This is a genomic window from Arthrobacter sp. DNA4 (assembly GCF_024362385.1).
Classification (GTDB): Bacteria; Actinomycetota; Actinomycetes; order Actinomycetales; family Micrococcaceae; genus Arthrobacter.
This window is the reverse complement of the sequence record NZ_CP101466.1, coordinates 1,591,663-1,604,755: the sequence shown is the minus strand read 5'-3', so window position 1 is coordinate 1,604,755 and position 13,093 is coordinate 1,591,663. Positions and strand designations below refer to the sequence as shown.

Here is a 13,093-nt window from a genome sequence, read left to right as displayed (position 1 = left end):
CGTCAGGATTTCACGTCCACTCTAACCGTGTGGAATCCCGTTGCTCCGTCCGGCGCCGGCGGCCGCGCCGTTTCGTCCTGGGGTTCACCCAACAGGTTCGTGGCGCGGACCTGGACCTCGTACTGCCCCGGGGTGAGGTCGACGGCCAGCTTCCACTGGTACCACGTGTCCACCGAGATGCCCGGGGCAAGCTCGGCTTCCCGCCACGGTCCCCGGTTGATCCGCAGTTCCACTTTCCGGATGCCGGTGTGCTGGGCCCAGGCAACTCCCGCCAGCACCACTGTTCCTGCGCTGACCCGACGCCCGCTGCGGGGAACGTCGATGCGGGACGACGTCTTGATGGGCCCGCGGGCGGACCAGCCCCGCGGTGTCCAGTACCCGGCGTCGTCGGCGAACCTGGTGACTTTGAGTTCCGTAACCCACTTCGTGGCCGAAACATAGCCGTAGAGGCCGGGGACCACCAGGCGGACCGGGAAGCCGTGCTCCAGCGGCAGCGGTTCACCGTTCATGCCAACGGCAAGCAGCGCGTCCCTGCCGTCGGTGAGGACGTCCAGCGGCGTTCCGGCAGTCCAGCCATCGGCACTTCGGGAGAGGACCATGTCCGCCCCCGGCTGGGGACCGGCCAGGGCCAGCAGTTCGCGCACCGGCCAGCCGAGCCAGCGGGCGTTGCCGATCAGGTCCCCGCCCACCTCATTGGAAACGCAGGCAATGGTGACATGGCGTTCAACCAGGGGCTTTGCCAGGAGGTCGGCGAAGGAGAACTGGACTTCCCGGGCCACCATTCCGGTGACTTTGAGGCCCCATGTCTCCGGGTTGACGGCGGGGACGGCCAAGGCTGTGTCGATCCGGTAAAAATCCGGGTTAGGGGTCACCAGCGGCGTCATGCCGGCCACGCCCGGCTCTGCGGCGGCCGGAATGGGAGGTGCCGGTGACGCCGGCACGGGAAGGGAAATGCGTGCCCTGGCTTCACTGACCGCGGCGGCGGCGCCGCGCCAGACACCGGCAACCACTCCGATCAGGGCGGTCGCCGCGGCAGTGGCGGCAAGGGATCGAAGGAAACCGCGGCGGGCAGCGGCTGCGGTTCCGGCAGGCCCTCCCCCTCCGGGGCCTGCGTCTCCCGGTTCCAGGTCCTCCCACGCCTGCAGCCTCCGGGCCAGGAACCGCAACAGCACGACGGCGACGGCCGCGGCCAGGAGCGGAAGCATCAGGGCCGCCGGGGTCGCCTGGGACCGTGTCAGGACCGCTGCCACGCCGGCCAGCCCGAAGATGCCCATCACGGCGGCACCGGCGAACCGCTGGCGGCGCTCAAGGACGCCGGCAACTGCGGCCAGCGCGGCAATGGCCAGCGCCATGCCCGCCAGGAGCGCAGCCTTGTCCGCCGTGCCGAAGAGGGCGATGGCCCAGTCCTTGACACCGGGCGGGACGGCATCGATGACAGCCCCGCCCACAGCGGTCAGCGGCGAAAGGGAGGGGCTGGCAAAACCCGCCAACAGCTCCCCCGCTGCGACGCCGCCGGCGGCTGCACTTATTCCGGCAGCCGCAGCCCACCGGGGCCCGGTGCGCAGGACTGCCTGGTGCCGGACGGGACTCTCCGCACGCTCCCCAAGGCCGGCGGCGTCGTCGACCGCCCCGTGCTCTTGCCGGGAACTCCTCATAACTTCCAGCATAGGTTCGGCGGCAGTCCCCGTGCGGCAGTCCCCGTGTGGATGACGTCCCCGGATGGACGGGTGCTTCCGCCACCCGGTCACAGGTGTGATGTGCGGCGCAACGTGGCGTAGCCTGAATTCATGAGTGTCCAGCTAGGCATGCCGCAGCCGCGGGAGGAAGCAGCATCGGCGCTGCCCGGCGTCCCCGCACGCCGGCCCGCGGATGCACCGGCGGGGCTGGCGGACAGGTATGGCCGCCGCGCCACGGACATGAGGCTGTCCCTGACGGACAAGTGCAACCTCCGCTGCACCTACTGCATGCCGGCGGAAGGCCTGGAATGGCTCGCCAAGCAGGCAGTGATGTCGGCCGGGGAAATCGTGCGGATCGTCAAGGTCGGCGTGGAGCAGCTGGGGGTCCGGGAGTTGCGGCTGACCGGCGGTGAGCCGCTGGTCCGTCATGACCTGGTGGACATCATCGCGGCCCTGCGGGCCAACCACCCGGACCTGCCGATCTCCATGACCACCAACGGCGTCGGCCTGGCAAAGAAGGCGGCGGCTCTCAAGGACGCCGGGCTGACCCGCATCAACGTGTCGCTGGATTCACTGCATGAAGAGACGTTCACCAAGCTGACCCGGCGCCCGTTCCTCAACCAGGTCCTGGCCGGGGTCGACGCTGCTTGGGCTGCCGGCTTGGGCCCGGTCAAACTGAACGCGGTCCTGATGCGGGGCATCAACGACGCCGAGTCGCCACAGCTGCTGGCATGGGCGCTGGAGCGCGGGTACGAACTGCGGTTCATCGAACAGATGCCGCTCGACGCCGACCATGGCTGGACCCGCCGCAACATGATCACCGCCGCCGAAATCCGCGCACTGCTGTCCCGTGACTACGTGCTCACCCCCGATCCCCGGGCACGCGATGGCGCTCCCGCGGAGCGGTTTGAAGTACGACGGCGGGTGGCAGACCCGGGGGACGGCGCCGGCTCCGCTGACGGTCCCGTCCTTGGGACGGTGGGAATCATCGCCTCCGTCACCGAGCCGTTCTGCGCTGACTGCCGGCGCACCAGGATTACTGCCGAGGGCAAGATCATGAGCTGCCTGTTCTCACGCGAGGAGTTCGACCTGCTGGGCCTGCTGCGGGCGGGCGCCGGCGATGCGGAACTGGCGCAGCGGTGGCAGGACGCCATGTGGGTCAAACCAAAGGCCCACGGCATGGACCATGTGGGACTGGACGCTCCGGACTTCGTCCAGCCGGACCGCAGCATGAGCGCCATCGGGGGCTGACACAGATGCTTGTACGCTATTTTGCTGCCGCGCGCGCTGCAGCAGGTTTCGAGGAAGAAAAGTTCCAGCTGCCCGAGGACGCCACGGTGGCGGACCTGCTGGCAGCCATCGCCGCCGTGGAGCGCGCCGAGCCTCCGGCGGGCACTCCTCCGCTTCCCCGGCTTCTTTCGCGGAGCAGCTTCCTGCTCAATGAGGTGGCCGTGCGGGACCACGCAACCATTCTTGGCCCCGACGACGTCGTGGATGTTCTGCCGCCGTTCGCCGGGGGCTAATCGCTTAGGGCAGCTGGAGCCATGGCGGTTTTGACTGTCGGGGTTTCGCGGTAGGGGCTTGATTGTCAGACCCACGCTGGATGATGTGGGTATGGGAATCAGCGGTGGTTTTGGGGCGGTGTTGGAGGGTGTTCATACCTCTGTTGCAGCCCTTGATGCTCTCGCTCTTGAAGACCGGAACCTCGAACATTCTGCGCTGACTGCTGCGGCTGGAGATATTGACGTGCTGCAGCACCGGTACGAGCTGTGCCTGGAAGGGTTGGAGCTTACGGCCCGGCTGGAAGCACAGCTCGCGGCGGTAAAGTCGCGGCAGGTTGCCCGGGCCGTTGAGTTCCAGCAGGCGATGACGCCGCCGGACGCCTCGGTTCAGGACCGGACCTACGCGCAGATGTCGGTCGTGGAGGAGATCGCCGGGGTCCTGACCCTCAGCTCTGCCGCAGCTGGGGCGTTCGTGGAGCAGTCACGGCGGGTCTGCTCCCTGCCGCCCGTTATGAACGCCTTGGCCGCGGGCGCGATGTCCTGGCAGCACGCCCGAATCGTTGCCGACGAAACCGAAGGCCTCACCGCCGAGGGCGCGGCGTCGCTGGTGGCGCACTTCTTCGACCCCGACACACCCCACCCCGCCCGCGGTGCCGCCCCCGGTGAAATTGTCCCGTCACGGTTTCGGGCGAAGGTCCGTGGGTGGCGGGAACGCCACCACCCCGAGTCGATCGAGAAGCGCCACGCAAAGGGAGTGGCTGACCGGCGGATGGAATACACCCCAGACCGGGACGGCATGGCCTGGATCTCCCTCTACCTCCCTGGCGATACCGCCTGCGCCATCTGGAACCGGACCACCGCGACCGCCCGCGGCCTCCAGGGCCCCGGCGAAGAGCGCACCGTCACCCAGCTCCGCCCCGACATCGCAGCATCCCTGCTCCTCGGCACTAAGAACACCACACAGACCGGGAAATCCACGGAGGTCGGGAAGGTCCCCACCCCGCGGGCCGACGTCCTGGTCACCGTGCCGGTACTCTCCCTCCTCGGCCAGACCGACGAACCAGCCACGCTGGACGGTTTCGGCCCAATCCCGGCATCCATGGCCCGCAAACTTGTCGCAGACGGGGCTGACTCGTTCTACCGGGTCCTGGTCGACCCCCGTGACGGGGCACCACTGGAAATCGGCAGGAAGAACTACCGGCTCACCGAAACCATCAAACGCTCGATCCGGCTGCGCGACGCCAAGTGCACCTTCCCCGGCTGCAACAACCGCACCCCCGACAACGACACCGACCACCTCACCGCCTGGCAACACGGCGGCGTTACCGGAGCAAGTAATTTGGCCCAGCTGTGCCCAAGGCACCACCGGCTCAAACACAACAGCATGTGGACACCCGGCCCGGCCAACAAGAATGAACCACCCGGCTGGACCTCACCCACCGGACGCCATTACAGCCCAGAACACCGGGATGCAGAACCAACCCACTGGCCACTCGCCGCGAACGCGTTTCCCGATGTGGAAAGTGCATTGCTGGACACAGGCCCGCAGGAAAAGTTTCTTGAGCCAGAAGCGATCCCCCTCGACGACCCCCTATGGGAAGAGTTTTACTCGCGCCCTTTCGTGCTGCCGCCAGACCCATTGAAGGACTGTTGGAACATGATGCAGCCCTGGCCATAGTGGACCTCGAGCGCTCCCCCTTCACAGTGTGGGCCCTCGACACCCTGGCGAGCAGTTCAATCCGGTCGAAGAACTTCAGGCCCGGTGGAAGACCGAGCGCATGAACGGCCTGTAGGCCTGGCTTCGCCCGTCCGCTGCGGCGTCCGCACCTGCCGCGCCGCCGTCGTCGTCCTTGGCACTTGAACGCAACTCGGTGACGTGGGTCAGGACACCGTCACGGAGCAGGAGGGAGTGGCGTGTCCAGCCTGCGTCGCTGGGGCGATCAACGCGGAGGACGCCGTCCCGCCAGGTGCAGCGCGCGGCAGTGCCGGGCGGCACGCCGGTACTGTCCACGTAGTACCAGAGCACGTCGTTGTGGACCGGATCGACGGTGAAGATGCCGTGGCCTTCAAAGTGGCTGCCGTCCGGTTCGACGTGGCGGTAGCTCTGCACGACGCCCAGTCCCCCGGCTACCTGGCTGTAGGTCACCTCGGCGTCGACGCTGCGTTCGGGCCCCCATGGGCCTGCAGCGACCTTTGTTTGGCCCCGCCAGCGGCCCAGAAGGCCGGACAAGGCCGGATGCCCTTGCTCCATTTCGTGCACCGCCCATCGCCCCGCCTGCAGACATGAACCCCCCTGCACTCAGGATGGACTCTTCTGCGTGGCGCCGCCAGCCTCCGTGCCGTATGCAGCCGGTTGGCTATAGCCCGAACGTCTCGTTCTCCTCGAACGGGCCAACCACCGTGACGGTCCGAGGCGCTGCGGCCAGTTCGGCAGCCAGTTCCTGGACCTGTTCAACGGTGACGGCCTTGATGAGGCGAAGCGTCTCATCAATGTCCTGGTATTCGCCGGACACCAGTTCGGCCCTGCCCAGCCGGGACATCCGCGAACCGGTGTCTTCCAGGGCCAGGACGATTCCGCCGCCAAGCTGTCCCACGGCCTTGCGGAGCTCGTCCTCGGAGATTCCGTGTTCGGCGAGCTTGTCCAGCTCGATCGCCAGCAGGTCCAGCACTTGCCGTACCTTGGACGGTGTGCAGCCCGCGTACATGCCGAAATAGCCGGCGTCGGCGTAGGACGAGGCAAAGGAGTAGGTGGAGTACACCAGGCCGCGCTTCTCGCGGACTTCCTGGAACAGCCTGGAGGACATGCCGCCGCCGAGCACCGCATTGAGGACGCTCATGACGTAGCGGCGTTCGTCGGTGGCAACGATGGTGGGGCATCCCATGATGATGTTCGCCTGCTCCACTGCGCGCTTGACCACGTGCAGGCCGGCGGTTCCGGTGATCAGGGCGCGTTCGGTGGAGCGCCGCTGCACCGGTGCGGCGTCCGGTTCCAGGGACCAGCCCGCGGCCTGGAGGGCGTCCACCACGAGTCCGCAGACGACGTCGTGGTCGAGCCCGCCCGCTGCGGTGATGACCAGTTCCTCCGGCTTGTAGTACCTGCGGTAGTGCTCCCATACGGAGTCCCTGGCAACGGCCTTGATGGCTGCGGGGGTGCCGCCTATGGGGCGGCCAAGCGGGTGGCTGCCCAGGACCTTGGCCACGAAGTGCTCGTGGGCAACATCGGTGGGGTCATCGCTGTCCATGGCGATTTCCTCGAGGATGACGTCCCGTTCCTGCTCCATTTCGGCAGGGTCCAGTACGGCGCCGGTGATCATGTCCGCTATGACGTCGATGGCCATCGGCAGGTCTGAGTCCAGGACCCGGGCAAAGTAGCAGGTGCTTTCCTTGGCGGTGGCGGCGTTCGACTCGCCGCCCACCTCATCAAAGGCGGAGGCGATCTCAAGGGCCGTGCGGCGCCTGGTGCCCTTGAACAGCAGGTGTTCAAGGAAGTGGGTGGATCCGTGCTGGCCGGGAGCTTCGTCGCGGGAGCCTACGCCCACCCAGAACCCGATGGTGGCTGACCGTTGGCCCGGCATCGCTTCCGTCAGTACCCGCACTCCCCCCGGCAGCACGGAACGCCGGACCTCGGACCCGCCGTCGGAGCCGTGGACCAGGGTGTCGCCGGCGTGGTTCTGCACAAGCGGCAGGGGTACAACAGTCATTGATGCCTTTCAGGACGGGCAGCCGGATCTGGCTGCCATCGTAACAGCGGCGGGACCGGTGGATCATCCACCGGTCCCGCCGATTCGTGCTTATGCCGGGAAGCCCGGGCTGTTAGACCTCAGCGCCTTCAGCGGGCTCCGTGGTGTGGGCGCGTTCGGTGTCGGCCTCCGCGCCTTCTTCCTCGGCAACCACCGGGGCGAGCGAGAGCTTTCCACGGTCATCGATCTTGGTGATTTCCACCTGGACCTTCTGGCCCACCGAGACTACGTCGTCGACGTTGTCCACGCGCTTGCCGTTGGCCAGCTTGCGGAGCTCGGAGATGTGCAGGAGGCCGTCCTTGCCCGGGGTCAGCGATACGAAGGCACCGAAGGTGGTGGTCTTGACGACCGTGCCCAGGTAACGCTCGCCGATCTCGGGGACCTGCGGGTTGGCGATGGCGTTGATGGCGGAGCGTGCTGCGTCTGCAGACGGACCGTTCGTGGCGCCAATGTAGACCGTGCCGTCGTCCTCGATGGAGATATCGGCGCCGGTGTCCTCCTGGATCTGGTTGATCATCTTGCCCTTGGGGCCGATGACCTCGCCGATCTTGTCCACGGGGATCTTTACGGCGATGACGCGCGGTGCGAACTCGGAGAGCTCGTCCGGGGTGTCAATGGCCGAGTTGAGGACCTCGAGGATGTGCAGGCGTGCTTCGCGGGCCTGCTTGAGGGCCGCTGCCAGAACGGATGCGGGGATGCCGTCGAGCTTGGTGTCCAGCTGGATGGCCGTGACGAACTCGGAGGTACCGGCAACCTTGAAGTCCATGTCACCGAAGGCGTCTTCGGCGCCGAGGATGTCGGTCAGGGCTGCGTAGCGGGTCTGGCCGTCCACCTGGTCGGAGACCAGGCCCATGGCGATGCCGGCGACGGCGGCCTTCAGGGGCACACCGGCGTTCAGCAGGGACAGGGTGGAGGCGCAGACGGAACCCATCGACGTCGAACCGTTGGAGCCGAGGGCTTCGGACACCTGGCGGATGGCGTAGGGGAATTCCTCGCGGGACGGCAGGACGGGCACGAGTGCACGTTCGGCCAGGGCGCCGTGGCCGATTTCGCGGCGCTTGGGCGAGCCCACGCGGCCGGTTTCACCGGTGGAGTACGGCGGGAAGTTGTAGTTGTGCATGTAGCGCTTGCGCGTCACCGGCGACAGCGAGTCGATCTGCTGTTCCATCTTGAGCATGTTCAGCGTGGTGACACCCATGATCTGGGTCTCGCCGCGTTCGAAGATGGCGGAGCCGTGGACGCGGGGCAGGACCTCGACCTCGGCGGTGAGCTGGCGGATGTCCGTCAGGCCGCGGCCGTCGATGCGGACCTGGTCCTTGAGGATGCGCTGGCGCACAACGTGCTTGGTGACCGAGCGGAATGCTGCGGACAGTTCCTTCTCGCGGCCTTCGAACTGACCGGCGAGGCCGGCGAGGACCTCGTCCTTGAGTGCGTCGGAAGCGTTGTCGCGTTCCTGCTTGTCGGCGATCTGGAAGACGGCGGCGAGCTTGTCGGCGGCAGCGGACTCGACGGCGGCGTAAGCGTCGTCCTCGTAGTCAAGGAAGACCGGGAACTCGACCGTGGGCTTGGCAGCGCGGGCGGCGAGGTCGGCCTGGGCGTCGCACAGGGCCTTGATGAACGGCTTGGCAGCCTCCAGGCCCTCGGCCACAACCTCTTCGGTGGGGGCGGTGGCGCCCTGTTCCTTGATGAGGTTCCAGGAGTTGTCCGTGGCTTCGGCCTCCACCATCATGATGGCGACGTCGTCACCGGCTACGCGGACGGCAACCACCATGTTGAACACGGAGTTCTCGAGCTGGGAGTGCTTGGGGAAAGCAACCCACTGGGATCCGTTTTCGTCGTTCACCAGGGCAACGCGGACGCCGCCGATGGGGCCGGAGAACGGCAGGCCCGACAGCTGCGTGGACATGGAGGAAGCGTTGATGGCCACCACGTCGTAGAGCTCGTCCGGGTTGATCGCCAGGACGGTGACCACGATCTGGACCTCGTTGCGCAGGCCCTTGATGAAGGCGGGGCGCAGCGGACGGTCCATCAGGCGGCAGGCCAGGATGGCCTCGGTGGACGGGCGGCCTTCGCGGCGGAAGAACGAACCCGGGATGCGGCCGGCAGCGTACATGCGCTCTTCGACGTCGACCGTCAGCGGGAAAAAGTCGAAGCCTTCACGCGGGTGCTTGCCGGCGGTGGTGGCGGACAGCAGCGCGGTGTCATCGTCGATGTACACCATGGCCGCGCCGGCTGCCTGCTTGGCAAGCTTACCGGTTTCGAAGCGGATTACGCGCTTGCCAAAACGGCCATTGTCAATGACTGCTTCCGAGAACTGGATTTCGGGACCCTCCAAGAGAGTCACCTCCGTTTCTTGCTTACGGAAGTCCAGCCGCATCAACCCGGCCAGCATCTGTCTACTGGCCCTGCACCCGGTCATCGATCGAGACCCACGGGCCGTCGGCTTCAGTCAACGAAGCCGTTCCCGGGGATCACTACCGAGGACCGCGAATGCGTGATGCGGTTGATCCTCCTGTTTAGTTTTTCATTTGAAGAAGGCGGCCCGTTCCGGATGGAAAGGGCCGCCCCAAAGCCAGACTAGCGGCGCAGGCCGAGGCGCTCGATGAGCGAACGGTAGCGGGCGATGTCAGTCTTCTTGAGGTAGCTCAGCATGCGCTTGCGGCGACCAACCATGGCCAGCAGACCGCGCTGGGTGTGGTAGTCGTGCTTGTGCTCCTTCATGTGCTCAGTCAGATCCTTGATCCGCTGGGTCAGGACCGCAACCTGGACCTCCGGTGAACCGGTGTCGCCTTCGGCGGTTGCGTATTCCTTGATGATGGACTGCTTTACAGCGGCGTCAAGTGCCACAATAACTCCTTGGGAATGTGCCGTGAGGGCCCAGGTCAGTAACTCACTGCCGGGTCTGCCGTGTTCGTCCGCCCCGGTAATCCGGAAGGGGCCGCCACCAACAGGAACCAGCCGCCACGGACTGCAGCCGGATCCATCGTCCAGTTTACCGGCCCGGGCCTAACCTTGTCGAAACACGTGCGGCGGGATCACCGCCGTGGTCAGCCCTGCAGCCTGTCCCGGATGGCGCCCATGCCGTGAAGCACTTCGGTAAAGCTGGTGCTCAGGGGTGACAAGCCCACCCGGATGCCGTGCGGCGAGCGGAAGTCGGGGATGACGTCGCCGTCCCACAGGGCCTCAACGGTAGCCTTGGTGAACTCAGCGTGGTCCACTGTGATGTGCCCGCCCCGCTCCCCCGGATTCCGGGGCGTGCCCAGTTCGGCTCCCAGGGGTGCCAGCCACGCGTCGAAGACCTCCACGGCGAAGGCGGTAAGGTCTTCGGACTTCGACCGGATGGCCGCCATGCCGGCTTCTTCGATGAGGTCCAGGGTTCCCTGCATGGCAATCATGCCGAAGATCGCGGGAGTGCCGCTGAGGAACCCGCGGATGCCGGCGGCTGGTAGCCGCGGCCATCTCGAAAGCGTCCTTGCGGCCCATCCAGCCCCAGATCGGCTGGTTCAGCGAGGGCAGGTGGCGGGCGTTGACGTAGGCGAACGCCGGCGATCCGGGGCCCCCGTTCAGGTACTTGTAGGTGCAGCCGGCGGCGAAGTCCACGTCCGCTCCGTCCAGGTCGATCTCCACCGACCCCGCCGAATGGCAAAGGTCCCACACCACCAGGGCCCCGGCGTCGTGCACTGCCGCCGTGATGCCCGGCAGGTCCGCAAGGTGGCCTGAGCGGTAGGCAATCTGGCTGAGGAGGACGACGGCGGTGCGCGGCCCGGTGGCCTGGCGCACCTGCTCAAGGGTCACCCCGGCTGCGGGGTCCGGTTCGATCCAGCGGAGGGTCAGGCCTTCCTCGAGGGCGATGCCCTCCACCAGGTAGCGGTCGGTGGGAAAGTTCTCGGTGTCCAGAACCAGTTCGTTGCGGTCCGGGTCCTGCACTGCCGCAAGGGCGGCCCGGATCAGCTTGTACAGGACCACGGTGGTGGAGTCGGCGATGATGGTCTGTCCCGGCGCTGCCCCCAGGACGGCACGGCCCAGCTGGTCCCCGATGGCCTCCGGCATGGCGAGCCACTGTTCGTCCCAGCCGCGGATCAGGCGGCCACCCCACTCGTCGCGGATGAAGGCAGCGACGTCGTCCGCCGTCCGCTTCAGGGGCCGGCCCAGCGAGTTGCCGTCGAGGTAGGACAGGGCCGTGTCGGTGCCGATGAAGTGGTCCCGGTAATGCGCCAGGACGTCCCGTCGGTCCAGCTCTTCGGCGCGCTGCCGGAGCGTTTCCGCTGTCACGCCGGCGATGTTTTCCTGGTGGATGCTCATTGTCCGATCTCCGTCCTGACCGCGAATAGTTCCGGGAAGAAAGTCAGTTCCAGGGCCTTCTGCAGGAAGGTCACACCGCTGGACCCGCCGGTGCCGGTCTTCATGCCGATGGTCCGCTGGACGGTGCGCAGGTGCCGGAACCGCCAGAGCTGGAAGTTGTCCTCCAGGTCCACCAGTTCCTCGCAGGCCTCGTAGGCCGCCCAGTTGTCAGCGGCATTCTCGTAGATGTGCTTGAAGAGCGGTACCAGCTCCGGGGCGAACTCGTGGGCGCGGGTCACGTCCCGGTCCAGGACTGCAGGCGGAACGTCGAACCCCTGCCGGGAGAGGTAGGCCAGGAACTCGTCGTAGATGCTGGGGGCAGCGAGCAGTTCCTCCAGCATGGCGTGGGCCTCAGGATCGGATTCGAAGACCGGGAGCATCTTGCGGTTCTTGTTCCCCAGGACGAATTCGACGGCCCGGTACTGTGCGGACTGGAACCCTGACGAGTTGCCCAGGAAGCCCCGGAACTGCGAATACTCGGTGGGTGTGAGGGTGGCCAGCACGGACCACTGCTCGGTAAGGGTCTTCTGGATGTGCTTGACCCGGGCGATGCCCTTGAGCGCCGAACCGAGGTCGTCTTCGCGGAGCCAGGCGGCGGCGCTGCGCAGTTCATGCAGGACCAGTTTCAGCCACAGCTCCGTGGTCTGGTGCTGGATGATGAACAGCAGCTCATCGTGGTGCTCGGGCTGGCTGACCGGCTGCTGGGCACTGAGCAGGGTGGGAAGCTGCAGGTAGGAGGCGTAGCTCATCCGTGAGCTGAAGTCGCGGACAATCCCCTTATCCAGCTTGCGGGTGTTCTTCTCGACGGACACGTCCTGCCTTTCGTTGTTGTCACCCTGGCCGTGCTGTCAGCGGCCGCCCAGGAGCTGGTGGGCCTGGGCCACGTCCAGCCGCATTTGTTCCACCAGGGCCTCAGGGCCACGGTAGGCCACCATGCCGCGAAGCCGCTCCACGAATTCCACGATCACTGTCTGGCCGTACAGATCGAAGTCCTCCACGGCTTCCTTGGGCCGGTCGATCACGTGTGCCTCCACCTGGCGGCTGACGCCGTCGAATGTGGGGTTGGACCCCACCGAGATGGCCGCGGGCCAGCGCTTGCCGGCCTGGTCCACCAGCCACCCGGCGTAAATGCCGTCGGCGGGAATCAGCCCTGTGGCGTTGGAGGCAAGGTTCGCGGTGGGGAACCCCAGTGCCCTGCCGCGGGCTGCGCCGTGGACCACCTCGCCGCGCATCCGGTGCGGACGGCCCAGGACCGACGCGGCGGTGGTGACGTCTCCGGCCTGCAGCGCTTCGCGCACCCAGGTGGAGGAACAGCGGCGGTCCGTGCCGTCGTCGTCATGCAGCGGGTAGCCTTCGGCGCCGAATTCGCTGATCACCTGGACATCGAAACCGAATTTTTCCCCGAGCGCCTTCATGGTGTCCAGGTCGCCGGAGTTGCCGCGGCCGAACCGGGCGTCGTGGCCGATGACCACGTGGCTGGCGTGCAGGCAGTCCACCAGGTACTGCTCCACGAACTCTTCGGCCGTGAGGCTGGCGAGGTCCAGGGAGTACTTGACCACCAGGATGGCGTCCAGGCCCAGCTCACCCAGCGCGTCCAGCTTGTCATCCAGGCCCATGATGAGCTCCGGCGCGGCCTCCGGCCGGTGGATCACTGCGGGGTGGGGGTCGAACGTGACGGCCACTGCCTTCGCTTGGGAGAGGCGGGCCGACCGAATCAGCTGGGACAGCACCTGCTGGTGGCCGCGGTGAACGCCGTCGAAGTTGCCGAAAGTGACAACAGATGGGCCGAAGTCCGCCGGGACATCGGACGGTTCGTTCCAGATGTAAACCATCA

10 protein-coding genes and 1 pseudogene are annotated in these 13,093 nt (G+C 66.8%); 3 read left to right on the top strand and 8 right to left on the bottom strand.

Annotated elements, in window-relative coordinates; genetic code table 11:
- Positions 1 to 2 precede the first annotated feature (2 nt).
- Positions 3 to 1,655, bottom strand: coding sequence for a molybdopterin-dependent oxidoreductase (locus NMQ03_RS07425; RefSeq protein ID WP_255175040.1), 1,653 nt, complete (start codon positions 1,653 to 1,655; stop codon positions 3 to 5).
- Positions 1,656 to 1,787: 132 nt separating this feature from the next.
- Here NMQ03_RS07425 and moaA point away from each other — a divergent pair, with 132 nt between their 5' ends.
- The 3 genes from moaA to NMQ03_RS07410 all read left to right on the top strand — a co-directional run bounded on the left by moaA (position 1,788) and on the right by NMQ03_RS07410 (position 4,856).
- Positions 1,788 to 2,927, top strand: a complete 1,140-nt coding sequence (moaA, locus tag NMQ03_RS07420; RefSeq protein ID WP_255175039.1) for a GTP 3',8-cyclase MoaA — start codon at positions 1,788 to 1,790, stop codon at positions 2,925 to 2,927.
- Between the two features lie 5 nt (positions 2,928 to 2,932).
- On the top strand, positions 2,933 to 3,199 hold the full coding sequence (locus NMQ03_RS07415) for a MoaD/ThiS family protein (RefSeq protein ID WP_255175038.1): 267 nt from the start codon (positions 2,933 to 2,935) through the stop codon (positions 3,197 to 3,199).
- A 91-nt stretch (positions 3,200 to 3,290) separates the two neighbouring features.
- Positions 3,291 to 4,856, top strand: coding sequence for an HNH endonuclease signature motif containing protein (locus tag NMQ03_RS07410; protein ID WP_255175037.1), 1,566 nt, complete (start codon positions 3,291 to 3,293; stop codon positions 4,854 to 4,856).
- A 75-nt stretch (positions 4,857 to 4,931) separates the two neighbouring features.
- Here the strand turns inward: NMQ03_RS07410 and NMQ03_RS07405 are convergent, their stop codons facing one another.
- From NMQ03_RS07405 to NMQ03_RS07375, 7 genes and pseudogenes are all read right to left on the bottom strand, one after another.
- Entirely contained in the window at positions 4,932 to 5,408 is a 477-nt protein-coding gene (locus tag NMQ03_RS07405) for a DUF1579 family protein (protein ID WP_255175036.1), read from the bottom strand.
- Between the two features lie 127 nt (positions 5,409 to 5,535).
- A complete protein-coding gene (locus NMQ03_RS07400; RefSeq protein WP_255175035.1) occupies positions 5,536 to 6,879 on the bottom strand; it encodes a pitrilysin family protein in 1,344 nt (447 codons plus the stop codon).
- Positions 6,880 to 6,991: 112 nt separating this feature from the next.
- Positions 6,992 to 9,253: a polyribonucleotide nucleotidyltransferase gene (locus tag NMQ03_RS07395; protein WP_255175558.1), complete on the bottom strand. Its 2,262-nt coding sequence runs from the start codon at positions 9,251 to 9,253 to the stop codon at positions 6,992 to 6,994.
- Positions 9,254 to 9,495: 242 nt separating this feature from the next.
- The gene (gene rpsO, locus NMQ03_RS07390; protein ID WP_043452786.1) at positions 9,496 to 9,765 is read right to left on the bottom strand and encodes a 30S ribosomal protein S15; all 270 of its coding nucleotides are present in this window, start codon (positions 9,763 to 9,765) and stop codon (positions 9,496 to 9,498) included.
- 200 nt (positions 9,766 to 9,965) lie between these two features.
- A pseudogene (locus NMQ03_RS07385) lies at positions 9,966 to 11,220 on the bottom strand (kynureninase).
- A complete protein-coding gene (gene kynA / locus NMQ03_RS07380; protein WP_255175034.1) occupies positions 11,217 to 12,071 on the bottom strand; it encodes a tryptophan 2,3-dioxygenase in 855 nt (284 codons plus the stop codon). Before kynA ends, NMQ03_RS07385 begins: the two are co-directional and overlap by 4 nt.
- A 36-nt stretch (positions 12,072 to 12,107) precedes the next feature.
- Complete coding sequence (locus NMQ03_RS07375; protein WP_255175033.1) at positions 12,108 to 13,091, bottom strand: bifunctional riboflavin kinase/FAD synthetase; 984 nt, start codon at positions 13,089 to 13,091, stop codon at positions 12,108 to 12,110.
- Between the last annotated feature and the right edge of the window lie 2 nt (positions 13,092 to 13,093).

Excerpts from the sequence above, each read along its gene's own strand:
- NMQ03_RS07425 (WP_255175040.1), bottom strand. The coding sequence starts at position 1,655 with ATGAGGAGTTCCCGGCAAGAGCACGGGGCGGTCGACGACGCCGCCGGC.
- moaA (WP_255175039.1), top strand. The coding sequence starts at position 1,788 with ATGAGTGTCCAGCTAGGCATGCCGCAGCCGCGGGAGGAAGCAGCATCG.
- NMQ03_RS07415 (WP_255175038.1), top strand. The coding sequence starts at position 2,933 with ATGCTTGTACGCTATTTTGCTGCCGCGCGCGCTGCAGCAGGTTTCGAG.
- NMQ03_RS07410 (WP_255175037.1), top strand. The coding sequence starts at position 3,291 with ATGGGAATCAGCGGTGGTTTTGGGGCGGTGTTGGAGGGTGTTCATACC.
- NMQ03_RS07400 (WP_255175035.1), bottom strand. The coding sequence starts at position 6,879 with ATGACTGTTGTACCCCTGCCGCTTGTGCAGAACCACGCCGGCGACACC.
- NMQ03_RS07375 (WP_255175033.1), bottom strand. The coding sequence starts at position 13,091 with ATGGTTTACATCTGGAACGAACCGTCCGATGTCCCGGCGGACTTCGGC.